This window comes from Nocardia jiangxiensis NBRC 101359 (assembly GCF_000308615.1).
Lineage (GTDB): Bacteria > Actinomycetota > Actinomycetes > Mycobacteriales > Mycobacteriaceae > Nocardia > Nocardia jiangxiensis.
The window spans coordinates 310,128-330,615 of record NZ_BAGB01000047.1 but is presented as its reverse complement, the minus strand read 5'-3'; the positions used below and the strand labels follow the sequence as shown (position 1 = coordinate 330,615).

Below are 20,488 nucleotides of genomic sequence, written 5' to 3'. Positions count from 1 at the left end.
GTGGTTCCTACTCGGTGATCGCGATCGCGCGCTCGGGGCAGGAGCGCACGGCCTCGCGCACGTTCTCCTCCTGATCGGTCGGGACGTCCTCGCTCACCGGTGAGGAGTGACCGTCGATCTCACTGAGTTCGAACATCTTCGGGGCGATCATCGAGCAGAGGGTGTGCCCCTGGCAGCGATCGGCGTCGACATGAACCTTCACGATATTTCTTCCCTTCAAGTGTGGTGGCCGTACCACTCGAGACAGCCGTCGGCAGCGCCTGCTCGCTCGCGGTCAGGTGTTGCGCCCGCCGTTGACCCCGAGGATCTGCCCGGTGATGTATCCGGCGTCCTCGGAGATCAGGAACGAGCAGGCCGCGGCGATGTCGGCGGGCTTGCCGACACGGCGTACGGGGGTGCGCTGGATGTGTTCCTCGATGGTGCCGCCCAGCAGTCGCTTCTCCTCCGAGCGGCGCAGCATGGGGGTGTCGATGAAGCCCGGCGGGACGGCGTTGACCGTGATTCCGTACGGACCCAGTTCCAGCGCAAGGGATTTGGTGAGTCCGTTGAGACCGGACTTGGCCGCGACGTAGGCCGACATGAACGGTTGGCCGGAGTGAGTGCTCGAGGAGGAGATGTTCACCACCCGGCCCCAGTTCGCGGACATCATGTCCGGCAGCACCGCCTGCACGGTGTGGAACACTCCGTGCAGGTTGACGTCGATGATCTGTTTCCATTCCTCGAAGCTGAGGTTCTGGAACCGCCGGTACTTCTCCACGCCGGCCGCGTTCACCAGGACCGTCACCGGGCCCAGCTTCTCGCGGACGTCGGTCAGGGCGGCGGTGATCTGGTCGGGATCGCTGACGTCGGCTCGATAGGCGAAATCGTCGTCGGCGGCCGGGTTCAGGTCGAGGGTGGCGACGTGCAGGCCGTCGGCGCGCAGGCGCTCGGCGATGCCGAGACCGATACCGGACGCGCCGCCGGTGACTACGGCGGTTTTCACGAAAGAATCTCCCTTCCGAATGCTGAGAACGGTACTCTCGCGCTGAACGGGTGCGCAAGGTTTCCGCGGTGGCGGAACCGAGTGGTGACCGGGCGTTCCGGGCTGGAGTGTTTGCCAGGTCATCGATTGTTGCTACAGTCCGCTGGAGAAGAATGTATCATTCTCCATTAAAGAGAATGCAATTTTCACGCGCAGCTAGGAGACGCGATGTCAGCGCAACAACAGGAGGCGGGCGTCACCCGACGGCTGCTCATCGATGGGCAATTGGTCGAGACCGAGCGCACGCTCGCCTCGCTCAACCCCGCGACGGGGCAGGTGTACGGTTACGCGCCCGAGGCCGGTATCGCCGAGACCGATGCGGCCGTGGTCGCGGCCCGGCGCGCGTTCGACACCACGACCTGGGCCACCGATCACGCCTTCCGGGCACGCTGCCTCGATCAGCTCTACAAGGCGTTGCGGGACAACGTGGAGGAACTGCGGGAGCTGACCATCGCCGAGGTCGGCGCGACTCGCCAGCTCACGCACGCCAATCAGCTCGAGGTTCCGTTCGAGATCGTCCGGTATTACGCGGATCTGCTGCCGAAGTACTCCTTCAGCGATGACATCGGCGAGATCGAATTCCGCGGACGTCCGCATCGGCGCTGGGTGGAGCGCGAGGCCGCGGGCGTCGTCTCCGCCATCGCGGCCTACAACTACCCGCATCAGCTGGCCCTGGCCAAGCTCGCGCCCGCGCTCGCGGCCGGATGCACGGTGGTGCTCAAGGGCGGGCCCGACACTCCGCTCGCGACACTGGCTCTGGGCGAGATCATCGCCCAGCACACCGATATTCCCGCGGGCGTGGTGAATGTGCTTGCCTCCTCGGATGTTTCGGTGGGCGAGCGGATGACCACCCATCCGGACGTGGACGTGGTCACCTTCACCGGTTCGACCCCCGTCGGACGCAAGATCATGGCCGGCGCGGCGGGCACGCTCAAGAAGGTGTTCCTCGAGCTCGGCGGCAAATCGGCGGCGATTGTGCTGGACGACGCCGACTACAACTCCGCCGCGATGTTCGCGGCGTTCAGCATCGTCAGCCATGCCGGGCAGGGCTGCGCGCTGACCTCTCGGCTGCTGGTCCAGCGCAAGGACCACGACGCGGTCGTGGAACAGGTGGCCAACTTCATGGGCATGGTGAAGTACGGCGATCCGGGTGATCCCAAGACCGTCATGGGCCCGCTGATCAGCGAACGTCAGCGCGAAAAGGTCGACGGTCTGGTGCAGCGCGCGGTCGAGGCCGGGGCGAAGCTGATCACCGGCGGCGAGAAGGTCGATCCGGGCTACTTCTACAAGCCCACGTTGCTGGCCGGGGTCGATCCCGACAGTGAGATCGCGCAGGAGGAGGTCTTCGGGCCGGTCCTGGCGGTGATCCCGTACGAGGACGACGACGATGCGGTGCGCATCGCGAACAATTCGATCTACGGGTTGTCCGGCGGCGTGTTCAGCGCCGACGAAGCACGTGCGCTCGCGGTGGCGCGGCGCATTCGCACCGGAACCATGAGTATCAACGGCGGCAATTACTTCGGCGCCGACGCGCCCTTCGGCGGGTACAAGCAGTCCGGCATCGGTCGCGAGATGGGAGTTGCGGGTATGGAGGAGTTCCTGGAGATCAAGACCTTCGCGGCGGCGTCATGAGCGGGTCGGGGCCGCTGGCCGGGATTCGCGTCCTCGAGGTCGCCATGTACGGCTTCGTGCCCTCGGCGGGCGCGGTGCTGTCCGACTGGGGCGCGGACGTGATCAAGGTCGAGCACGCGGTCACCGGTGATCCGCAGCGCGGACTGCGGCAGATCGGGCAGTTCAAGGTCGAGGGCGATCCGAATCCCAATGTGGAGCATGCCAATCGGGGTAAGCGCAGCATCGGCGTGGACATGTCGGTGCCCGAGGGGCGGGAGGTGATCCACGAACTGGCCAAGACCGCCGATGTGTTCCTGACCAGCTTCCTGCCGCAGCACCGCCGCAAGTTCGGCATCGATGTGGACGACATCCGCGCGGTGAATCCGACCATCGTCTACGCGCGCGGCAGCGGCCTGGGCCCGCGCGGCGCCGAGGCGGACAAGGGCGGCTACGACATGACCGCCTACTGGTGCCGCGGCAGTGTCGCGGCGACCATCACCCCGCCCGATGTGGACGGGTTGATCGGCCCGCCCGGTCCGGCGTTCGGGGACACCATCTCCGGGACGAACCTGGCCGGCGGCATCGCCGCGGCGTTGTTCAAGCGCGAGCGCACGGGGGAGACCTCGGTGGTGGACGTCTCGCTGCTCAGCAGCGGTCTGTGGTCGATGGGACACACCATCGCCCTGTCGGCGCACGTCGGCGAACCGCTGCACGCCGGGCCGACCGGGGCGCACGGCTCACCGGCGAACCCGCTCTCGGGGCTGTACGCCACCAAGGACGGCCGGTATCTGTCCCTGGTGATGTTGCAGCCGGTCAAGTTCTGGGCCGACGTCTGCCGCCACATCGACCGGCCGGAGCTGGCCGATGATCCGCGGTTCGCCGACGCGGCCTCGATCGCGGCCAATACCCCTGCGGCCGTGGAGATTCTGCGCGAGGTGATCGGCACGCGCACGCTCGCGGAGTGGACCGAGCGCTTCGGCACCCTGTCCGGCCCGTGGGCCCCGGTGCAGGACGCGTTGCAGGTGCTCGCGGATCCGCAGGTGCGGGCCAACGAGTACATTCGCGAAGCCGGTGAGCTGCACCTGGTTTCGAGTCCGGTGCAATTCGACCTGACCCCGCCGCAGCTGCGGCCAGGACCGGAGTTCGCCGCGCAGACCGACGAGGTGCTGCAGGATCTGGGCCTGGACTGGGACCGCATCATCGCACTCAAGTCCGCGGGCGCGGTCACGTAATTCGCTGGAGTACCAATGCCGTTCATCGCATCGCTGGGGACGTATCTGCCGTGCTGGGGCGCACCGCGCCACCGGGTACCCGGATCGGACGAGGACGCGGTCACCCTCGCCGTGGAGGCCGGGCGCGCGGCCCTGTACGACGCCGGTCCGGTGGAACGGGTCGTGGTGGTAAGCCGGGATCTGCCGCTGGTCGGCAGCAGTAACGCCGCGGTCCTGCTGGCCGGGCTGGGGCTGGATCCGGAGCTGGAGGTGATCGAGCGGCTCGGCGGTGCGCCCGCCACCCTCGACGCACTCAGCTCCGCGCGCTCGCGCACGCTGATCATCGGCGTGGATCTGGATCCCGCCGGTGCGGCGGCGGTCCTGGTCTCCGATCACGGCCTGCAGATCCGCATCGCCGCCCGGGTGGCGCGGAGTCTGCCGGTGCGCACCCGCAATGCGATCGGCACGGTGCACGACTACGGCGATCCCCGGCTGCTGCACGAGCGCGGACTGGTGGCCTCGCTGGCGGCGGCCTGGCTGGACACCCCCGCGGCGGTGGCCGGGGTCGGCGACAAACAGGCCGCGGACCTGTGCCGCTCGGTTCCGCCCTCGCTGCCGACCCTGGGGGCCAGTGCGAGCCTGTTCGCGCTGGCGGCCATGGTCGATTGGGGCACAACGGGTTTACTGGTCGGTGTGGAACAGGCCGGGCTGTCCGGGTTGACGGTCGTCGGCGGCGATGCCGCGGTACACCGGCGTGAACCGGCGGCCCGGGACCTGCCGACGAGCGATCTGGTGCCCGGCTCGGAGATTCCCATCTCGCTGGCCGCCTACGAACGGGCCTTCGAGGCGAAGGTGCGCTGGGAGGCCGGAAAGCATTCCGGCAGTGACGAACTGGACTTCCCGCCGCGTTATCGGGTGGGCGAGGACGGCGCGCTGAGTACCGAGTACACCCTGGTGCCGCTGCCGCGCAGCGGCACCGTCTACACCGAATGCACTGTCGCGGTTCCGGTTCCGGGCCTGCCCACGCCCTACACGCTGGTCATCGTGGAACTCGACGACGTCGGCGTGCGGGCGTTGGCGAAGGTCACCGGCACCGATCCGGGCACGGTGGCGATCGGCGATCGCGGGCGGATGGTGCTGCGGCGCGTGGCGGTGCGATCCGGGGTGCCCGATTACGGCTACGCGTTCGATCCGGAGGCTGCGAGGTGAGGGGCGAGGCATGCGGTGCGACCGGCCGCCACGACGGCACCGGACTGCGCGAGCACGAAACGACCCGGGAGCGTAGCCGTCGGACATCGCGAATACGACTGCGCGGCGCGGCCCGGGTGACCGGTCACTTCGGAGAGGAGGCAGCATGCGGCGGGTAGCCATTGTGGGGGCGGGCATGACTCCGTTCGCGGAGCATTTCGCCCTCGGTGTCAAGGATCTGGTACCGATGGCCTTCGCGGAAGCTCTCGGCGGAGTGGACCGGGGAATGCCCAAGTCCGATGTGCAGGCGGCTTGGTTCGGTGCGATGGGCAATACCGACGGCTTCCCGGCCGGCATCCTCGCCGATGCGCTGGGCATGCCGGACCTGCCGGTGACCCGGGTCGAGAACTCCTGTGCCACAGGTAATGACGCCGTGCGTAACGCGCTGTTCGGCATCGCCTCGGGCGCCTGCGACGTGGCCCTGGTGGTCGGCGCGGACAAGCTGCGCGAGACCGCGCAGAAGGACATGCTGTGGGAGTGGGAGGCGATGACCCGCGATATGGCGTGGGACTATCCGCTGGGCCTGATCGCGCCCGCCGGATTCGCCCTGCACGTCTCGCGCTACCTGCACGAATCACCCGCCACCCGTGAGCATCTGGCCATGGTGGCGGTGAAGAACCACCGGCACGGCATGCGTAATCCCAAGGCGCGCCTGCAGTTCGAGATCACCATGGAACAGGCGCTGGACGCGCCGATGGTGGCGGGCCCGTTCGGGGTGTACGACTGCGCGCCGCAGAGCGACGGCGCGGCGGCGCTGCTGCTGGCCGCCGAGGACGTCGTGGACCGCTACACCTCCCGGCCGGTGTGGATTCGCGGCGTCGGACTGGGCCTGGATTCGGTGATGCACCAGCACAAGCAGGATATGACGACGTTCCCCGCGACGGTGCGCGCGGCGCGCGCGGCGTTCACCATGGCCGGGCTGTCCCCGCGCGATGTGGATGTCGCCGAGGTGCACGACTTCTTCACCGGCATCGAGCTGATCAGTTACGAGGACCTCGGCTTCGCCGAACGGTTCGAGGGGTACAAACTGTTGGAGACCGGTGCGAGCAGCGTCGGCGGCACATTGCCGGTGAATCCCAGCGGCGGGCTCAAGACCAAGGGGCATCCGCCGGGTGCGACCGGGGTGGCGCAGTGCGTCGAATTGTTCGAGCAGTTGCGCGGCGAGGCCGCCAATCAGGTCGAGGGTGCGCGAATCGGGTTGGCGCACAACCTCGGCGGGCCGACCGCAGTGTCGGCGGTGACCCTGCTGGAGGGGCCCGGAGCGTGAGTTGACTTCTTCCCGGCCTCAGAGGGCCAGGACTTCTCCCCTCACGGGTTGGGTTTTCTGCTTCACCGACGATTGCCCGCTCGGAGGATTCCGTTGAGGTCTTACATCATCTCCACAGACTGATGCCGCCAGCCCGGCGGCCAGAATATTGTTCGCGGCGTTGATATCCCGGTCATGGGTCGCGCCGCACGCGCATGTCCATTCGCGCATGTTGAGCGGCATCGTGTCCTGTAATGCGCCGCACGTCGAGCACAGTTTGGACGAGGGGAACCACCTGTCGACCCTGATCACCTTGCGCCCATACCAGTCGGCCTTGTACTCCAGCATCGACCGGAAATGCGACCACGCCGCGTCGGAGATTGCGCGGGAAAGTTTCCGGTTACGAACCATGTTGCCTACGGCTAGATCCTCGATCACGAGCGTTTGGTTCTCACGCACCAACCGAGTTGAGAGTTTGTGTAGGTGATCGTGTCGTCGATCAGCGATCCGGGCATGTATACGAGCGACTTTCACTCGCGCCTTGGCTCGATTTGCCGAACCTTTCTGTTTGCGGGCGAGCGCACGCTGAGCCTTGGCCAGCCGTTCCCGGTCCCGGAGTTCGTGACGCGGGTTGGTGATCTTCTCGCCTGTCGAGAGGGTGAGCAAATGCGTCACCCCAGCATCGATCCCGATTGTCGTTTTCCTCTTCGGCAGTGGCTCGACGGTAGGGTCTTTGCACAGTAGGGATACGAACCAGCGGCCAGCCGAGTCTCTCGAAACGGTGACCGTAGATGGCTCTACACCGTCCGGCAATGGCCGTGACCACACGATGTCGAGCGGTGCGGCCATCTTTGCCAGAGTGAGCTTTCCGTCCCGCCATCGGAATCCGGACTTGGTGTATTCGGCTGACGCACGGGACTTCTTGCGAGACTTGAAACGTGGATAGCTGGTGCGTTTGTCCCAGAAGCTGGTGAATGCGGTCTGCAAATGGCGCAACGACTGTTGCAGTGGTACGCAGGACACTTCGTTCAGGTAATCGAAGGCGTCGCTGCGTTTCCACTCGGTGAGCATCGCCGAAGTCGCGTTGTAGTTCACCCGTTCGCCGCGCTGCCACGCGGTAGCCCGGGCGTCCAGTGCGAGGTTGTACACCTTGCGGACGCAACCGAACGTTCGCTCGAGCTCGGCAGCCTGAGCGGCGGTGGGACGGAAACGGTACTTGAAAGCCCGCTTGACAGGCGTGGTCACTCTTCACACGTTAGCACATATGTTCGATATATTGTGGAGTGTGAAGCGGTGCGGTTGCCTGACCGACTGGGCTGCGGCATTCTGCCCTACGGGTTCTAGGTGTACGGCTTCCCCGCGCGATGCTCGACCGGGTGCTCGGCGGCCGCTTTCGGCGATTCATCGTCGCGTCGAGGGCCTGCTGGCGCTGAATGGTGGAACTCGTGATGGTGTCCTTCTTATTGCCGCCGCCCTGTGGCAAGAATGGCGGCTTGTGTGTTTCGTTATGGCTGAACGGCAGAATGACACGAGAGTGGCGAGCGAGGAGGCCCGATGAGCGAGGCAGATGCACCTGTGCGACGCGGGGCCGGTCGGCCGACTCGCGAACAGGCGGCGGCGCGGCACGAGGAGTTGCTCGACACGGCGCTGGATCTGTTCCTGGAGAACGGATTCGACGTGACGACCGTGGAGATGATCGCGTCCCGGGTGAATATGACCAAACGCACCATCTACGCGCGCTACCCGGACAAGTCCGCATTGTTCCTGGCGGCGGTGCATCGTGCCGTGGACGGCCAGATCGTGCCGCGCGAGGTGCTCGAGGGATTCGACTCCGGAGATCTCACGCGCACGCTCGAATCGGTCGCCCGGCTGCGGATCGATCAGGTGATGACGCCCAATGGTCTTCGGCTGCAACGGATCATCAACACCGAGGGTTACCGGTTCCCGGAGATCTTCGTGGCAAACTACGAGCGCAGCGCCGGACCGGTGATCGACTTCGTGGCCGGTGTGCTCGATCGGGCGATCGCCGACGGCACGATCGCGCCGATCGATACCGATCAGGCCGCACGCGCGTTCATGAGCATGGTGGTCGGCGGGCAGGTGCGCAGTATCGTGGCGGGACGCCCGCCCAGTGCGGCGCAGCTCGAGGAGCGGGTGGGGTTCACCGTGCGTCTGCTGCTGGACGGGTTGCGCCCGCGCTGAACCACCGAGGTCAGATCGGTTCCCAGACCTTCATCGCGGTGTGCTCGGGATCGCCCAGGGTGCTCGCCGACATGCGTCCGTCCTTCAGGCGCGCGCCGATCTCCTTGCGCACGGTGTCGATATCGCCGTCGATCTCGTAGATGGCGAGGAATTCGGCCGGCTGCCCCTGGCGGGTCCGCAGCCGATGGCGCGTACAGGAGCTCACACCGTCGATGGCGAGCATCTCCGGTACGTGCACGGTGGCGTACCAGGTGTTGTACTCCTCGTCCTTGCCCGCGATGGCGCGGGAGTTCACCAGCATCTTCATCAGGTCCTCCGTTCGTGTGACCGTGCGGTCCAGGTGCGCGCCGACGGCCTTGTCTCGGTGACGAAACATCATTATCGTATTTAGAGAATCACATTTCCACCACCGTTGCACCAGTGCTGCGACCAACGATGCGGGAGGTCTCATGGACAACCACACGAATGCGGCCCACGACACCTCGACGGCAGATGAATCGCTGGTCGAAGACGTCTCGATCGATGGCATGTGCGGTGTGTACTGACGCGCGCCGACACCCGTTGTCCGCAGCCGGGGAGTCGGCGAAAGGTGTTGTACTGCAAGTGATCGTGCGGGAGGAGACAGCGTCATGGCACGTCCGCACGGGAAGGTGAACTCCGGGGAGCATCGCCGGGTGGCCCTGGTGACCGGCGCGGCGCGGGGGATCGGCGCGGCCACGGTGCTGGAGCTGGCCGATCGGGGCTGGTCGGTGCTGGCGGTGGACGTCGCGAGCGACGATCCGGTGCTGCCGTATCCGATGGGCAGCAAGAGTGAGTTGGTGGCGGTGGCGACCGAGGCCAGTAGTCGGGTCAGCCGGGTCGGTGCGGTGCGGCCGTTCGTCGCCGATGTGCGCGATCCGGAGGCTTTGCGCGCCGCGGTGGCCGAGGCGGTCGAGACCTGGGGCGGATTGGATGCGGCGATCGCGGTGGCCGGGGTCATCGCGGGCGGAGATCCGTTGTGGGAGATGCCGGTCGAGCGGGAACGCGCCGTCATGGACATCTGCCTGGGCGGGGTGATGAACCTGGCCCGCGCGGCGATTCCGGCGCTGCTCGCGCGTCCGGAGCCGCGCACCGGACGTTTTCTGGCCGTCGCCTCGGCCGCGGCCACCAAGGGGCTGCCGCAGCTGGCGGCGTATTGTGCCGCGAAAGCCGGTGTGACAGGGCTGATCCGGGCGCTGGGCGCGGAACTGGGCGGTACCGGGGTCAGCGCCAATGCGGTGAGTCCGGGGTCCACCGATACCGAGGTTCTGGCCGAGACCGCGCGGATCTACCACCTGCCCGACGCGGTGCGCTTCGGCGGGCAGCAGCCGGTCGGCCGGTTGCTGGATCCGGCCGAGATCGCCTCGGTGCTGGCCTTTCTCGCCGGTCCGGACAGCAGTGCGATGACCGGTGCGGTCGTGCCCGTGGACGGCGGCCTGGCGCTGTGACCGAGTGGTTCTTGTTTCTTCCCCAGATCCGCATGGACGTCGCCGATATCGTCGAGCGTGCCCGAGCCGCGGAGGCCGCCGGATTCCACGGCGTGGCGTTCATCGATCATCTGCTCGCGCCCGGGGCCGATCAGCAGCCGCTGTGGGAGGCGATGACGGTGGCCACCTGGGTTGCCGCGCGGACCGAACGGCTGAAGATCGGTCATCTGGTGCTGTGCGATGCGTTCCGGCATCCGGCGGTGCTGGCCAAACAGGCGGTGACGTTGCAGGAGGCGTCCGGGGGACGTTTCGAGCTCGGGCTGGGCGCGGGTTCGGTGCCGGGGGAGCTCACCGGATTCGACATCACCCTGGACAAGGCCGCGGCCCGGCGCGAGCGACTCGGGCGCACACTCGAACTGCTGCAACAGTATTGGGGTAGCCCGCCGGCCGATGGCGCGGCCCATGTGGATGGCTCCGACGTGGACGGTGCACCCCTCCCGCACGAGGCGGCCGGCCCACGCGGGGATGCGGGCGGGATCGGTAGTACGGCCGGCGGGGAGAGCCTCTTCCAGCCGCCGCGGCCGAGTACACCTATTCCGATCGTCATCGGCGGTACCAGCGCGCCGGTCATCGAGCTGGTGCGTCGGCACGCGATGTGGTGGAATCTGCCCGTCTCGCACCTGGATCGGCTGGAATCGCTGAAATCCGAGGTCGGCTCGGCGCGGGTCTCGGTGCAGCAGATGGTCGGATTCGTCGGGCGCGCGGGCGATGTCGATCAAGTGCGCGCGCAGAGTGAGCGCCGATTCGGTTATCTCGGTGCGGGTTTGGTCGTGGGCGATGCCGCACAGCTCGCCGAGCACTTCGCGGCCCTGACCAAGCGCGGGGTCGAGCGGTTCTACGTGTGGTTCGCCGATTTCGCCGCGCCGCGGACACTGGCCGAATTCGGCGAGACGGTCATCGGCGACCCCCGCTTCGGGTCCGTGGTTTCGTAGACCCCGGCAGACGGCGATGACGCTGGTGCCCCGCGAATCCGCACGACCACCAACGTCGTTCGTGCCGTATTCAGCTCACTTCAGCTGGTCCTTGACCACCTTGCCGGTGGCGTTCATGGGCAACGAGGTGCGGAACTCCAACGACCGCGGCACCTTGAACCCGGCCATCCGGTCCCGGCTCCAGCGCAGCAACTCCTGCTCTGTCGCAGCGTCTTTCAACACCACGAACGCCTTGCCCACCTGCCCGAGCCGCTCATCGGGCACCCCGATCACCGCCACCTGCGCCACGGCCGGATGTTCCAGCAGGAAACCCTCGATCTCGGCCGGGTAGGCGTTGAAACCGCCGACGATGAACATGTCCTTCTTGCGGCCGACGATGCGCAGCCGCCCGTCCGGATCGAGTTCGCCCAGATCTCCGGTGTGCAGCCAGCCGTCGGGATCGATGGCCGCCGCCGTGGCGTCGGGATCGTCGAGATAGCCCTGCATGACCGAATATCCGCGAACCAGGACCTCGCCGTCGTCGCCGAGATCGATCTCGATGCCGTCGCAGGCCGTGCCCGCGGTGGTGGCAATCTGCTCGAAGGTGTCGCCTGGTCGCGAGGCGGTGACGGTACCGGCCTCGGTCAGCCCGTAACCGGTCATGATGGATCCGAACGGCAGTTCCTCGCGCATCCGGCGGACCAGTTCGACCGGGATATCGGCCGCGCCGGTGACCGCCGCACGCAGCGAGGACAGATCGTGCCCGCTGCCCTGTGCCTGGAGCAGCGAGTGATACAGGGTCGGCGGGCCGGGCAGCATCGTCACGCGCTCGCGCTCGATGAGATCCAGCACGGCGGGCATGTCGAGCACTCGCACCGGCAGCATCGTCGCGCCGCGGGTCAGCGAGGCGACCAGTCCGGCCTTGTAGCCGAAGGTGTGGAAGAACGGATTGACCAGCAGATACCGGTCGCCCTCCCGCAGATCGGCCAGATCGCACCATTCGGCGTACAGCCGCAGCGTCTGACGGTGATTCATCATGACGCCCTTGGGCTTTCCGGTCGTGCCGGAGGTGTAGATCACATCCGCCACGTCGGTGCCGAGCATCTCGGCCTCGAAAGGCGCTCCGCTGGAAAGGAATTCCGAGGCCAGATCGATCACCGGCACCTCCGCGGTGTACTCCCGGTCCAGGAATCCCTGTTCCGCCAACACCATTCGGGCGCCGCTGCGGCGGATCACGTCGGCGGCCTCGGCGGCGGTGAAGCGGGTGTTCACCGGGACCAGTACCGCGCCCGCGGTCAGCACGCCGAAGGCCGCGACGATCCACTGCGCCGAATTGGGCGCCCAGATCGCGACGCGCTCGCCCTTCGCGATCCCCGCCGCCGCGAATGCGCCCGCGGCGCGGCGCACCCGATCGGCGAGTTCGGCGAAACTCCAGCGCAGCGGGCCGTCGACGACCGCTTCGGCCGAACCGAAGCGGTCGCCCGCGCTCAGCACCAACTGCGCAAGGGTTTCGCAATCATTGCTCATACGCCCAGCAGCCGAGCCAGGTTGCCGCCCATGATCTTCGCCTGGTCCGCCTCGGGAAGGTGGCCGAGCATATCGGCGAAGTGGGTCGGCTCGGCCAGGCCCTCGGGATGCGGGTAGTCCGAACCGAACAGCACCCGGTCCACACCGACCAGGTCGATCAGATCGGTGACGCCCTCCTCGTAGAAGGGGCTGACGTGGATGCTCTTCTTGATCGCGGCGACCGGATCCTGCATGCCGAAGCCCTCGGGGGCCTTCTTGTAGACGTCCGCGAGGGTGTCCAGCAGCGGCTCGAGCCAGGCCGAGCCGTTCTCGATGACGGCGATCTTCAGCTTCGGATAGCGGAACAGCGCGCCGTGGCAGACCCAGGAGGCGACGGTGTCCTGCACCGGCCGCCACTCGTTGACCATCCGGAAGGCGTTGGTCACGAACGGCAGCATCTCGCTGCTGTTGCCCTCCCATTCGGCGTCGTAGCGGGAGTAGCCGCTGTCCGAGGAGTGCATCGCGACCAGGATGTCGTGGTCGACCACGCGCTGCCAGAACGGGTCGAACTCCGGCAGTGCGAACGAGCGCGGGCCCTCGAGGCCGGGCACCGGCGCGGGACGCACCAGAATCGCCTTGGCGCCGTTGGCGACCACCCAGTCCAGTTCCTCGATCGCCTTGTCCACGAACGGCAGGCTGATCACCGGCGTGGTGAAGATGCGGTCCTCGTAGTTGAACTTCCAGACGTCCAGCAGCCATTCGTTCAGGGCGTGCACGACCGCGACGATCAGCTTCGGATCGTCCCGCATACGCTCCTCGACGAGGCTGGCCAGCGTCGGGAACATCAGCGAGCGCTGCACCCCGAGCTCGTCCATCAGCTCGAGTCGGGCTCCGGGCTCCCGGAAGGCCGGGATCGACTTCATCGACTTGCCGAAGATCTCCCGGCGGCTCTTGCCCTCGGGATTGCCGTTCTTGAAGTAGTCCTCCATCGCGCCGGGCCGCGCGACCACCTCGAAGGTGGGGTTGGGGATGTAGTCGCTGATCTGGCCGCGTACGGCAATTTTGGTGCGCCCGTTGACATTCACGTACTGGATCGCGTTCTTGTACCGGTCGGGCAGGTACTTGGTCAGCGACTCTTCGGTCTCGTAGAGGTGGTTGTCGGCGTCGAACAGCGGGTACGGCAAGGTCCGCACTGGCATGAGATCCTCCTTCGCTTGTTAGGAGAATCTTATTCTCATAAGCGATGCATCGCAATCGCTTGGTCGAGACCTGTGTGTGAGAGCGGGGGTTCAGTCGACCCCGACGGCGACTTCCGGTTCGGCGGGCGCCGGGGTCACGCGGGCCTTGCGTCCGGGAGCCCAGGCGCCGAGCACCACCGCGACCACCAGGGTGGCCGCACCCAGCACCGTTGTGGCCTGGTGCAATCCGTGCACGAAGGCCGCCTCGGCCAGATCGGCGAGCGGCTGCGCCTGCGGGCCGATCCGGTCGGTGACCTCGAGCGCGCCCGCGAGCGAGCCGGACACCGGCCCGCGCAACGGCTGCGGAATGAGCGGAATCACACCCGCGATGCGGTTGCTGTACCCCGCGGCCAGGATGCTGCCCGCCAGCGCGATGCCGATCGCCGCGCCCACCTCACGCGCTGCATCGTTCACCGCGGCGGCGACGCCGTGCTTGTCCGGCGGTGCGTCGTTGACGATGGCCGCCGTCGCCGGGGCCGCCGACAGACCCAACCCGGTGCTCATGATCAGCAGCGGCCACAGCAGATCCACGAACGTGCTGTGCACGCCCAGATGTCCGAGCGCGAGCAGGCCGATGCCGACGATCGCCAGGCCGCTGGCGGTCGGCAGGCGCAGCCCGTAGCGTTCGGCGAGCCACGGCGCGATCAGCGCCAACCCGACCATCGGCACGATCATCGGGGCCATCGCCACCGCCGACATCAGCGGCTGGTACCCCAGGATCAGCTGCATGTACTGCACGATCAGCATGAACAGGCCGAACGACACCATGAACTGCAATGCGACGGAAGCGGTTCCGGTGCCGAATCCGCGCCGCGCCAGCAGTCGCACATCCAGTAGCGGATGTGTGACGCGCAGTTCGATCACCGCGAATCCCGCGCCCACCACCACCGCGCCGATCGCCGCGCCGATGACGATCGGCGAGGTCCAGCCGCGTTGCGGCGCTTCGAGTGCGGCGATCACCGCCAGGGCCACCGCGCCCGCCCCGGTCAGCGCGCCCCAGGGATCGAAGGACGGCCGGGAGGAGTCGCGCGATTCCGGGACGGTGCCGGTGGCGATCGTCAGCACGCCGCCGATGGCGGCCATCGCGATCATGATGGACTTCCACGAGAAGTGCGCCAGCAGCAGCCCCGAGCCGAGAATGCCCACGATCGCCCCGACGCCCACCGTGCCCGCCCAGATGCCCACCGCGACGTTGCGTCGCTCGCGGGGCAGTCCGGCGGTGAGGATCGACAGTGTGGAGGGCATCACGAACGCGGCCCCGGCCCCGGCGACCGCACGTGCCGCGATCAGCCAGATCGGTCCGTGCGCGATCAGCGGCACGATCGAGGCGGCGGTGAACACCGCCAGCCCGCCCAGTAGCATCAGTCGTCGGCCGAAGCGGTCGCCGAGGGCTCCGGCGGGCAGCACCAGACATGCCAGGGCCAGGGTGTACCCGTCGATGATCCAGGTGAGTTGTCCTTGGGTCGCACCGGTTTCGGTCGCGATGTGCGGCAGCGCGGTGTACAGCGCGGCCATCGCCGCGACGACCAGCGCCACGGACAGACAGGACAGCAGCACGACCCATCGCATTCTTGCGGACATCTGCGTCACCGGGTGGTCCATGGTTGTCTCCCAAGAAACGAAACTATGAGTATCGCTACGCAACTACCAGTATCATAGTGGCGTCACCGGCGACAGACCTTCCCCGAGGAGCATGCTAAGTCCATGGCCATGAGCAGTACCGATGGTCGTCCGGACCACGACGACGATGTCGATCCACGCAAGGTGCGCTCGCGGACCCGCCTGCTCGACGCCGCCACCGCGCTACTGGAGTCCGGCGGACTCGACGCGGTGACCATCGACGGCGTCACGCGGCTGTCGCATGTCGCCCGCACGACCCTGTACCGGCATTTCGACAATGTGGTGCAGTTGCGCGCCGCCACCCTCGAACGCATGCTGCCGCCGGTGGTGCAGGTCCCGGTCGGGGGCACCCTGCGCGAACGCCTGATCGAACTGGTCACCCGACAGGCCGACGTGATCAACGACGCCCCCATGCACCTGACGACCCTGGCCTGGCTCGCCACCGCCGAGCGCGACGAGGCCGCCGGCGCCCGCGTCGGCTCGCTGCGTCACCGCCTGATCGAGCAGTACCGCAAGCCCTTCGACGAACTGTTCGAAGCCCCCGAGGCTCGTGCACTGCTCGCGGGCCGCGAACTGGCCGCGGTCCTGGCCCAGCTCATCGGGCCGATCATCTTCCCCCGTCTCACCGGCATCGGTTACGCCACCCGAGCCGACTGCACCCGAATAGTCGACGACTTCCTCGCTGCCACAGCCGTTTCCGGCGCAAAGCCCGCGGCCTCGGCCTGATCGCTCGGTGGCGGCTCACTCCTCGAGGCGACGATTGGTCGCGCTCAACTGGCGATCGGTGGCACTGGCGAGCCGCTCGACCAGGTCGGTGTCGAGGCGGCCGCACGGATGGTCCCAGTGCAGCGCGATATGGTCGCCGATCGCGATATCGGCGACGGATTCGTCTGCCGGAGTGGTCATCTCGATCACGCGCGGGATCTCCTCGGACAGGAACAGCTGCCCGCCCTCCCAGCGCAGGCGGTGGGCGCGGACCGTGAGGGTCGAACCGTTCCGCTCGCAGACCCGCGCCGGAGTGATCCGGCAGTTGTCCAGGACCCGGAGCGGCAGCTCGTCCGGGCCACGTCCCAGCAGGCGGGTCCACGGGTAGATGCCGAAGACGTGGAAGCTGTGGTCCGCGGCGGCCTCGTCGGACAGATCCGCGGTGAGGTGCTGCCAGTATCCGCCCGCCATCGGGCCGATGAGCGTGAGCAGATTCGACAGGAAGGCCGCGGGGTCCACATCGGCGCCGATACCCCCACCGAGCCAATAGGATTCGACCAGCCGGACGTCGAGCGGGTCGGTGATTCCGGTCATCCGCGACAACACTCGCAGATACGGCCAAGCTCCGGTGAATCGGCGTGCCAGCTCGCGGATCTCGGCATCGGTCCCGCCGGCCATCGCCGCCGCGTCCGGGGGACCGCAGTAGCCCAGGGCGTTGGGGGCGTAGGCGTAGCGCGCGAACAGCCGCGGCCCGCTGACCGCGGTCACGACGGAGACCTGGGGATCAGCTCGTCGCCGCGCCGCCGGCCCAGGGCGGTGTACCGCCACAGGGCCAGGGCCAGCAGCCACGTCCCGAGGAACAGCGCCACCAGGACGATGCCCATCGAACCCAGATCGAGATTGCCGATCCAGGCCAGCGGCCCGGAGGTGATGTCGAGCCGCTCGGCCAGGATGGAGATGATCTCCTGTGCGCCGATGAGCAGCGCGACGGTGACCGACAGCCCGGTCATCACCAGGTTGTAGTAGATCTTGCGGACCGGTTCGGCGAAGGCCCAGCCGTAGGCGAAGTTCATGTACGCGCCGTCGAGCGAGTCGAACAGCGTCATGCCCGCCGAGAACAGCAGGGGCAGAACGATGATCGCGTACCAGGGCACGCCGGTGGTCGCCGCGCCTCCGGCCAGCACCAGCAGGCTCACCTCGGTGACGGTGTCGAATCCCAGACCGAACAGCAGCCCGACCGGATACATCTGCCCCGGCGCGCGGACCGCGCGCAACAGCGGTGCGAGCACCCGGTTGACCGCGCCGCGCGATTGCAGCCGCCGTTCGAGCTCGCGCTCGTCGTAGCGGCCGCGCCGGGCGGTGCCGAACACCCGGCCGATGCCGATGAGCGACACCAGATTCAGCAGGCCCAGCAGGATCAGGAAGGTGCCCGACACCCCGGTGCCGACGACCCCGGTCCACCGCTGCAGGCCCGAATTCCGATCCTCGATACCGTGCGCCAGCGCCCGCACGCCCAGGCCGAGCGCCAGCACCATGACGAATACCACCGTGGAATGTCCCAGGGAGAACCAGAATCCGACCGACAGCGGCTTCCTGTTCTCGGCCACCAGTTTCCGGGTGACGTTGTCGATGGCGGCGATGTGATCGGCGTCGAAGGCGTGCCGGATGCCCAGCGTATACGCGGTGACGCCCAGGCCGATTCCGAAGACCGTGGTACCGGCCGTGTAGTGACCGGGCACGACGAGGGTGAGCAGCACGCCCCAGCCCGCCAGATGCAGCGCCAGCACGACGCACGTCATCAGCGTCACGCTACGTCGTTGCGCCCGAGTGGATTTCGACCATATCCGGGTCAGCGCGGCCGGGATCACCGGGCGCGTCCCCACTTGTGCCTGTCGCATCGCCTCGCCGGTGATCGCTCAACAGATCCGCGGCAGTTGTTCACCGGCGGGAAGGTCCACCACGCGCGTCCCGCCCAATGCGGTCCGTGCGACAACCATACCCGGATGGTCCTCCACACAGACCCCGATCGCCTGTGCCCGCGCGCCCAGCGGATGCGCCCGCATCGCCTCGAGCGCGCGATCGGCGTCCTGTGGGGCGAGGAAGGCGACCAGCTTTCCCTCGTTCGCGACGTACAGCGGGTCCAGGCCGAGCAGACCGCAGGCATCGCGCACCGAATCGGGAATCGGCAGTGCGCGTTCGTCCAGTCGCACACCGACATTCGCCTGGGCGGCGATCTCGTTGAGCGAGGCCGCCACGCCGCCGCGGGTCGGGTCACGCAGGACGTGCACATCCGCGCCGGTGGCCAGCATGTCGGCGACCAGACCGTTCAGGGGTGCGGTGTCGCTGCGCACGGTGGTGCCGAATTCCAGGCCCTCGCGGCAACTCATCACCGCGATCCCGTGCACGCCGATATCCCCGCTGATCACCACGACGTCACCGGGCCGCGCCCGATGCGGGCCGATGTCCACGCCCTCGGGGACCAGGCCGATTCCGGCGGTGTTGACGAATATCCCGTCACCGTGTCCGGCGTCGACGACCTTGGTGTCGCCGGTGACCAGCTTCACCTCCGCGGCAGCGGCCGCGGCGCCGAGAGATTGTGCGACACGGGCGATCTCGGCCAGCTCGGTGCCCTCCTCGAGGATGAAGGCGGTGGACAGGACGAGCGGGCGCGCGCCCATCATGGCCAGATCGTTGACCGTGCCGTTGACCGCCAGTTCGCCGATGGTGCCCCCGGGGAAAGTCAGCGGCTTCACCACGAACGAATCGGTCGAGAACGCCAGGCGGACACCGCCCACCTCGATCACCGCCGCATCGCCGAGAGCGGCGTCGGCGGCCGCCCCGAACGCGGGCAGGAACAGGTGCTCGATCAATTCGCCCGACATCGCGCCACCGCCGCCGTGCGCCATCACGATCGTCGGCGAATCCCGCAGCGGCAGTGGGCATACCCAGCTCCCGGCATCGAATCCCGGTGGTGAGGAGGGATTTGCGGCCTGGTCAAGCATGTGCCACCTCCGCGGGCTGATCCAGCCGCCGGTACAGGTAGTAGGCGGCGCACGCGCCCTCGGAGGACACCATGGTGGCGCCCAACGGATTACGCGGTGTGCACTTCGTGCCGAAGGCCGCGCAGTCGGTCGGCTTGATCAGGCCCTGCAGCACCTCACCGGACCGGCAGATCGAGGATTCGTCGGTGTGCACGTCGGTCACGCTGAACCGGTGTTCGGCGTCGTAGTCGCGATACCGCTCGGACAGTCGCCAGCCGCTGCGCGGAATCACGCCGATACCGCGCCAGCCTCGATCGGTGACCTCGAACACGTCCTCGAGCATCGCCTTGGCCGCCGGATTGCCCTGCGCCGGAACCGCGCGCGGGTAGGCGTTCTCGACCTCGTGCCTGCCCTGCTCCAGCTGCATCACCGCGCGGCGGATGCCTTCGAGGATGTCCAGCGGCTCGAATCCGGTGACCACCATGGGAACTCGATACTTCTCCGCAAGGGGCGGGTACTCCGCGGTCCCCATCACCGAGCAGACGTGCCCGGCGGCCAGGAAACCCTGCACCCGGCAGTCGGGTGATTCCATGATCGCGGCGATGGCCGGCGGGACCAGCACGTGCGAGACCAGCAGCGAGAAGTTCTCGATACCCAGACGCTGGGCCTGGTACACCGTCATCGCGTTGGCCGGGGCGGTGGTCTCGAATCCGATGCCGAAGAACACCACCTGCCGGTCGGGGTTCTCCCTGGCGATGGTGAGCGCGTCCAGCGGCGAATACACCACGCGCACATCGCCGCCCTTGCTCTTGACCCGGAACAGATCCTCGGAACTGCCCGGCACGCGCAGCATGTCGCCGAAGGAGCAGAAGATCACATTCGGGCGCGCGGCGATCTCGAGCGCCTTGTCGATGATCTCCAGCGGGGTGACGCAGACCGGGCAGCCGGGCCCGTGGATCATCTCGATCTGATCCGGCAGCAGCTGGTCGATGCCGTGCCGGATGATCGAATGCGTCTGGCCGCCACAGACTTCCATGATCGCCCAGCGGCGGGTGGTGGTGGCGCGAATGCGTTCGAGCAGATTGTGGGCCAGCTCGGGATTGCTGAATTCGTCCAGGTATTTCATTGGTTCACCTCGTTGTCGTGGGCGGGCTGGGACGACGCGGTCGGGTCGGGCAGGCCGGACTGGCGGGCCGCGATGGCGAAGCCGTCGCCGAATTCCTCGTTCAGCACACCCAGATGCTGGAATTCGGCCAGGGTCTTCAGGGCCGATTCCTCGTCCAGCCGCTGGATGGCGAATCCGACATGGACGACGACGTAGTCGCCGACGGCCGCGTCCGGGATGTATTGCAGGCAGACGTCCTTGTGGACTCCGCCGAAATCGACCAACGACATCAGGGTGTCGTCGCGCTCGTAGAGTTCGAGCACCTTCCCCGGGACTGCCAGGCACATGATCGGTTCCTACCTTTCGCTCATCCGGCCT

At 67.5% G+C, this 20,488-nt stretch carries 21 protein-coding genes; 9 read left to right on the top strand and 12 right to left on the bottom strand.

The annotated features are described in order from the left end of the window. Positions 1-7: 7 nt before the first annotated feature. Both ON40_RS21995 and ON40_RS21990 read right to left on the bottom strand, forming a co-directional pair. Positions 8-202: a ferredoxin gene (locus ON40_RS21995; RefSeq protein WP_040825581.1), complete on the bottom strand. Its 195-nt coding sequence runs from the start codon at positions 200-202 to the stop codon at positions 8-10. Between the two features lie 72 nt (positions 203-274). Then, entirely contained in the window at positions 275-982 is a 708-nt protein-coding gene (locus ON40_RS21990; RefSeq protein ID WP_040825579.1) for an SDR family NAD(P)-dependent oxidoreductase, read from the bottom strand. A gap of 207 nt (positions 983-1,189) precedes the next feature. On the opposite strand from ON40_RS21990, the gene ON40_RS21985 reads away from it, so the two are divergent. From ON40_RS21985 to ON40_RS21970, 4 genes are all read left to right on the top strand, one after another. Continuing rightward, positions 1,190-2,653: an aldehyde dehydrogenase family protein gene (locus ON40_RS21985; protein ID WP_040825577.1), complete on the top strand. Its 1,464-nt coding sequence runs from the start codon at positions 1,190-1,192 to the stop codon at positions 2,651-2,653. Then, positions 2,650-3,864, top strand: a complete 1,215-nt coding sequence (locus tag ON40_RS21980; RefSeq protein ID WP_040825575.1) for a CaiB/BaiF CoA transferase family protein — start codon at positions 2,650-2,652, stop codon at positions 3,862-3,864. Before ON40_RS21985 ends, ON40_RS21980 begins: the two co-directional genes overlap by 4 nt. A 15-nt stretch (positions 3,865-3,879) precedes the next feature. Next, positions 3,880-5,052: an OB-fold domain-containing protein gene (locus ON40_RS21975; RefSeq protein WP_040825573.1), complete on the top strand. Its 1,173-nt coding sequence runs from the start codon at positions 3,880-3,882 to the stop codon at positions 5,050-5,052. A 145-nt stretch (positions 5,053-5,197) separates the two neighbouring features. Then, positions 5,198-6,358 carry a thiolase C-terminal domain-containing protein gene (locus ON40_RS21970; protein WP_040825571.1) on the top strand — a complete coding sequence of 387 codons (1,161 nt, stop codon included), beginning with the start codon at positions 5,198-5,200 and terminating at the stop codon, positions 6,356-6,358. An 18-nt stretch (positions 6,359-6,376) separates the two neighbouring features. On the opposite strand, the gene ON40_RS21965 is transcribed toward ON40_RS21970, so the two are convergent. Continuing rightward, positions 6,377-7,582, bottom strand: a complete 1,206-nt coding sequence (locus tag ON40_RS21965; RefSeq protein ID WP_040825569.1) for an RNA-guided endonuclease InsQ/TnpB family protein — start codon at positions 7,580-7,582, stop codon at positions 6,377-6,379. Positions 7,583-7,891: 309 nt separating this feature from the next. On the opposite strand from ON40_RS21965, the gene ON40_RS21960 reads away from it, so the two are divergent. Then, positions 7,892-8,539, top strand: coding sequence for a TetR/AcrR family transcriptional regulator (locus ON40_RS21960; protein WP_040825567.1), 648 nt, complete (start codon positions 7,892-7,894; stop codon positions 8,537-8,539). 10 nt (positions 8,540-8,549) lie between these two features. Here the strand turns inward: ON40_RS21960 and ON40_RS48260 are convergent, their stop codons facing one another. Next, positions 8,550-8,918, bottom strand: a complete 369-nt coding sequence (locus ON40_RS48260) for a DUF4286 family protein (protein ID WP_051193391.1) — start codon at positions 8,916-8,918, stop codon at positions 8,550-8,552. 70 nt (positions 8,919-8,988) lie between these two features. On the opposite strand from ON40_RS48260, the gene mftA reads away from it, so the two are divergent. The 3 genes from mftA (at position 8,989) to ON40_RS50035 (ending at position 10,976) form a co-directional block, all read left to right on the top strand. Continuing rightward, positions 8,989-9,084: a mycofactocin precursor MftA gene (gene mftA, locus ON40_RS49260; protein ID WP_063713059.1), complete on the top strand. Its 96-nt coding sequence runs from the start codon at positions 8,989-8,991 to the stop codon at positions 9,082-9,084. Positions 9,085-9,168: 84 nt separating this feature from the next. Then, positions 9,169-10,005, top strand: a complete 837-nt coding sequence (locus ON40_RS21950; RefSeq protein ID WP_051193390.1) for a mycofactocin-coupled SDR family oxidoreductase — start codon at positions 9,169-9,171, stop codon at positions 10,003-10,005. Next, complete coding sequence (locus ON40_RS50035) at positions 10,002-10,976, top strand: LLM class flavin-dependent oxidoreductase (RefSeq protein WP_040825565.1); 975 nt, start codon at positions 10,002-10,004, stop codon at positions 10,974-10,976. Before ON40_RS21950 ends, ON40_RS50035 begins: the two co-directional genes overlap by 4 nt. Before the next feature lie 75 nt (positions 10,977-11,051). Here ON40_RS50035 and ON40_RS21940 read toward each other — a convergent pair whose 3' ends face one another. The 3 genes from ON40_RS21940 to ON40_RS21930 all read right to left on the bottom strand — a co-directional run bounded on the left by ON40_RS21940 (position 11,052) and on the right by ON40_RS21930 (position 15,301). Continuing rightward, positions 11,052-12,482 (bottom strand): FadD3 family acyl-CoA ligase, encoded by a 1,431-nt coding sequence (locus ON40_RS21940; RefSeq protein ID WP_040825563.1) that lies wholly within the window; start codon positions 12,480-12,482, stop codon positions 11,052-11,054. Further along, positions 12,479-13,660, bottom strand: a complete 1,182-nt coding sequence (locus tag ON40_RS21935; protein WP_040825561.1) for an amidohydrolase family protein — start codon at positions 13,658-13,660, stop codon at positions 12,479-12,481. Before ON40_RS21935 ends, ON40_RS21940 begins: the two co-directional genes overlap by 4 nt. A 90-nt stretch (positions 13,661-13,750) precedes the next feature. Beyond that, the gene (locus tag ON40_RS21930) at positions 13,751-15,301 is read right to left on the bottom strand and encodes an MFS transporter (RefSeq protein WP_040825558.1); all 1,551 of its coding nucleotides are present in this window, start codon (positions 15,299-15,301) and stop codon (positions 13,751-13,753) included. 102 nt (positions 15,302-15,403) lie between these two features. Here ON40_RS21930 and ON40_RS21925 point away from each other — a divergent pair, with 102 nt between their 5' ends. After that, positions 15,404-16,045: a TetR/AcrR family transcriptional regulator gene (locus ON40_RS21925; protein WP_040825556.1), complete on the top strand. Its 642-nt coding sequence runs from the start codon at positions 15,404-15,406 to the stop codon at positions 16,043-16,045. Positions 16,046-16,060: 15 nt separating this feature from the next. Here the strand turns inward: ON40_RS21925 and ON40_RS21920 are convergent, their stop codons facing one another. The 5 genes from ON40_RS21920 to ON40_RS21900 are packed head-to-tail and all read right to left on the bottom strand — an operon-like array spanning position 16,061 to position 20,457. Beyond that, a complete protein-coding gene (locus ON40_RS21920) occupies positions 16,061-16,792 on the bottom strand; it encodes a DUF6390 family protein (protein WP_040825554.1) in 732 nt (243 codons plus the stop codon). Beyond that, positions 16,789-17,922, bottom strand: coding sequence for a Nickel transporter NicT (gene nicT, locus ON40_RS21915; protein WP_218008831.1), 1,134 nt, complete (start codon positions 17,920-17,922; stop codon positions 16,789-16,791). The genes ON40_RS21920 and nicT overlap by 4 nt, the downstream gene beginning before the upstream one ends. An 18-nt stretch (positions 17,923-17,940) precedes the next feature. Next, entirely contained in the window at positions 17,941-19,026 is a 1,086-nt protein-coding gene (hypE, locus tag ON40_RS21910) for a hydrogenase expression/formation protein HypE (protein ID WP_040825550.1), read from the bottom strand. Continuing rightward, the gene (gene hypD, locus ON40_RS21905) at positions 19,019-20,131 is read right to left on the bottom strand and encodes a hydrogenase formation protein HypD (RefSeq protein ID WP_040825548.1); all 1,113 of its coding nucleotides are present in this window, start codon (positions 20,129-20,131) and stop codon (positions 19,019-19,021) included. Before hypD ends, hypE begins: the two co-directional genes overlap by 8 nt. Beyond that, positions 20,128-20,457 (bottom strand): HypC/HybG/HupF family hydrogenase formation chaperone, encoded by a 330-nt coding sequence (locus ON40_RS21900; RefSeq protein ID WP_040825547.1) that lies wholly within the window; start codon positions 20,455-20,457, stop codon positions 20,128-20,130. Before ON40_RS21900 ends, hypD begins: the two co-directional genes overlap by 4 nt. Positions 20,458-20,488: the final 31 nt, after the last annotated feature.

Coding starts and splice junctions, on each gene's coding strand:
- ON40_RS21985 (WP_040825577.1), top strand. CDS start 1,190: ATGTCAGCGCAACAACAGGAGGCGGGCGTCACCCGACGGCTGCTCATC.
- ON40_RS21980 (WP_040825575.1), top strand. CDS start 2,650: ATGAGCGGGTCGGGGCCGCTGGCCGGGATTCGCGTCCTCGAGGTCGCC.
- ON40_RS21975 (WP_040825573.1), top strand. CDS start 3,880: ATGCCGTTCATCGCATCGCTGGGGACGTATCTGCCGTGCTGGGGCGCA.
- ON40_RS21970 (WP_040825571.1), top strand. CDS start 5,198: ATGCGGCGGGTAGCCATTGTGGGGGCGGGCATGACTCCGTTCGCGGAG.
- ON40_RS21960 (WP_040825567.1), top strand. CDS start 7,892: ATGAGCGAGGCAGATGCACCTGTGCGACGCGGGGCCGGTCGGCCGACT.
- ON40_RS48260 (WP_051193391.1), bottom strand. CDS start 8,918: ATGATGTTTCGTCACCGAGACAAGGCCGTCGGCGCGCACCTGGACCGC.
- mftA (WP_063713059.1), top strand. CDS start 8,989: ATGGACAACCACACGAATGCGGCCCACGACACCTCGACGGCAGATGAA.
- ON40_RS21950 (WP_051193390.1), top strand. CDS start 9,169: ATGGCACGTCCGCACGGGAAGGTGAACTCCGGGGAGCATCGCCGGGTG.
- ON40_RS21940 (WP_040825563.1), bottom strand. CDS start 12,482: ATGAGCAATGATTGCGAAACCCTTGCGCAGTTGGTGCTGAGCGCGGGC.
- ON40_RS21935 (WP_040825561.1), bottom strand. CDS start 13,660: ATGCCAGTGCGGACCTTGCCGTACCCGCTGTTCGACGCCGACAACCAC.
- ON40_RS21930 (WP_040825558.1), bottom strand. CDS start 15,301: ATGGACCACCCGGTGACGCAGATGTCCGCAAGAATGCGATGGGTCGTG.
- ON40_RS21925 (WP_040825556.1), top strand. CDS start 15,404: ATGGCCATGAGCAGTACCGATGGTCGTCCGGACCACGACGACGATGTC.
- nicT (WP_218008831.1), bottom strand. CDS start 17,922: ATGCGACAGGCACAAGTGGGGACGCGCCCGGTGATCCCGGCCGCGCTG.
- hypE (WP_040825550.1), bottom strand. CDS start 19,026: ATGCTTGACCAGGCCGCAAATCCCTCCTCACCACCGGGATTCGATGCC.
- hypD (WP_040825548.1), bottom strand. CDS start 20,131: ATGAAATACCTGGACGAATTCAGCAATCCCGAGCTGGCCCACAATCTG.
- ON40_RS21900 (WP_040825547.1), bottom strand. CDS start 20,457: ATGTGCCTGGCAGTCCCGGGGAAGGTGCTCGAACTCTACGAGCGCGAC.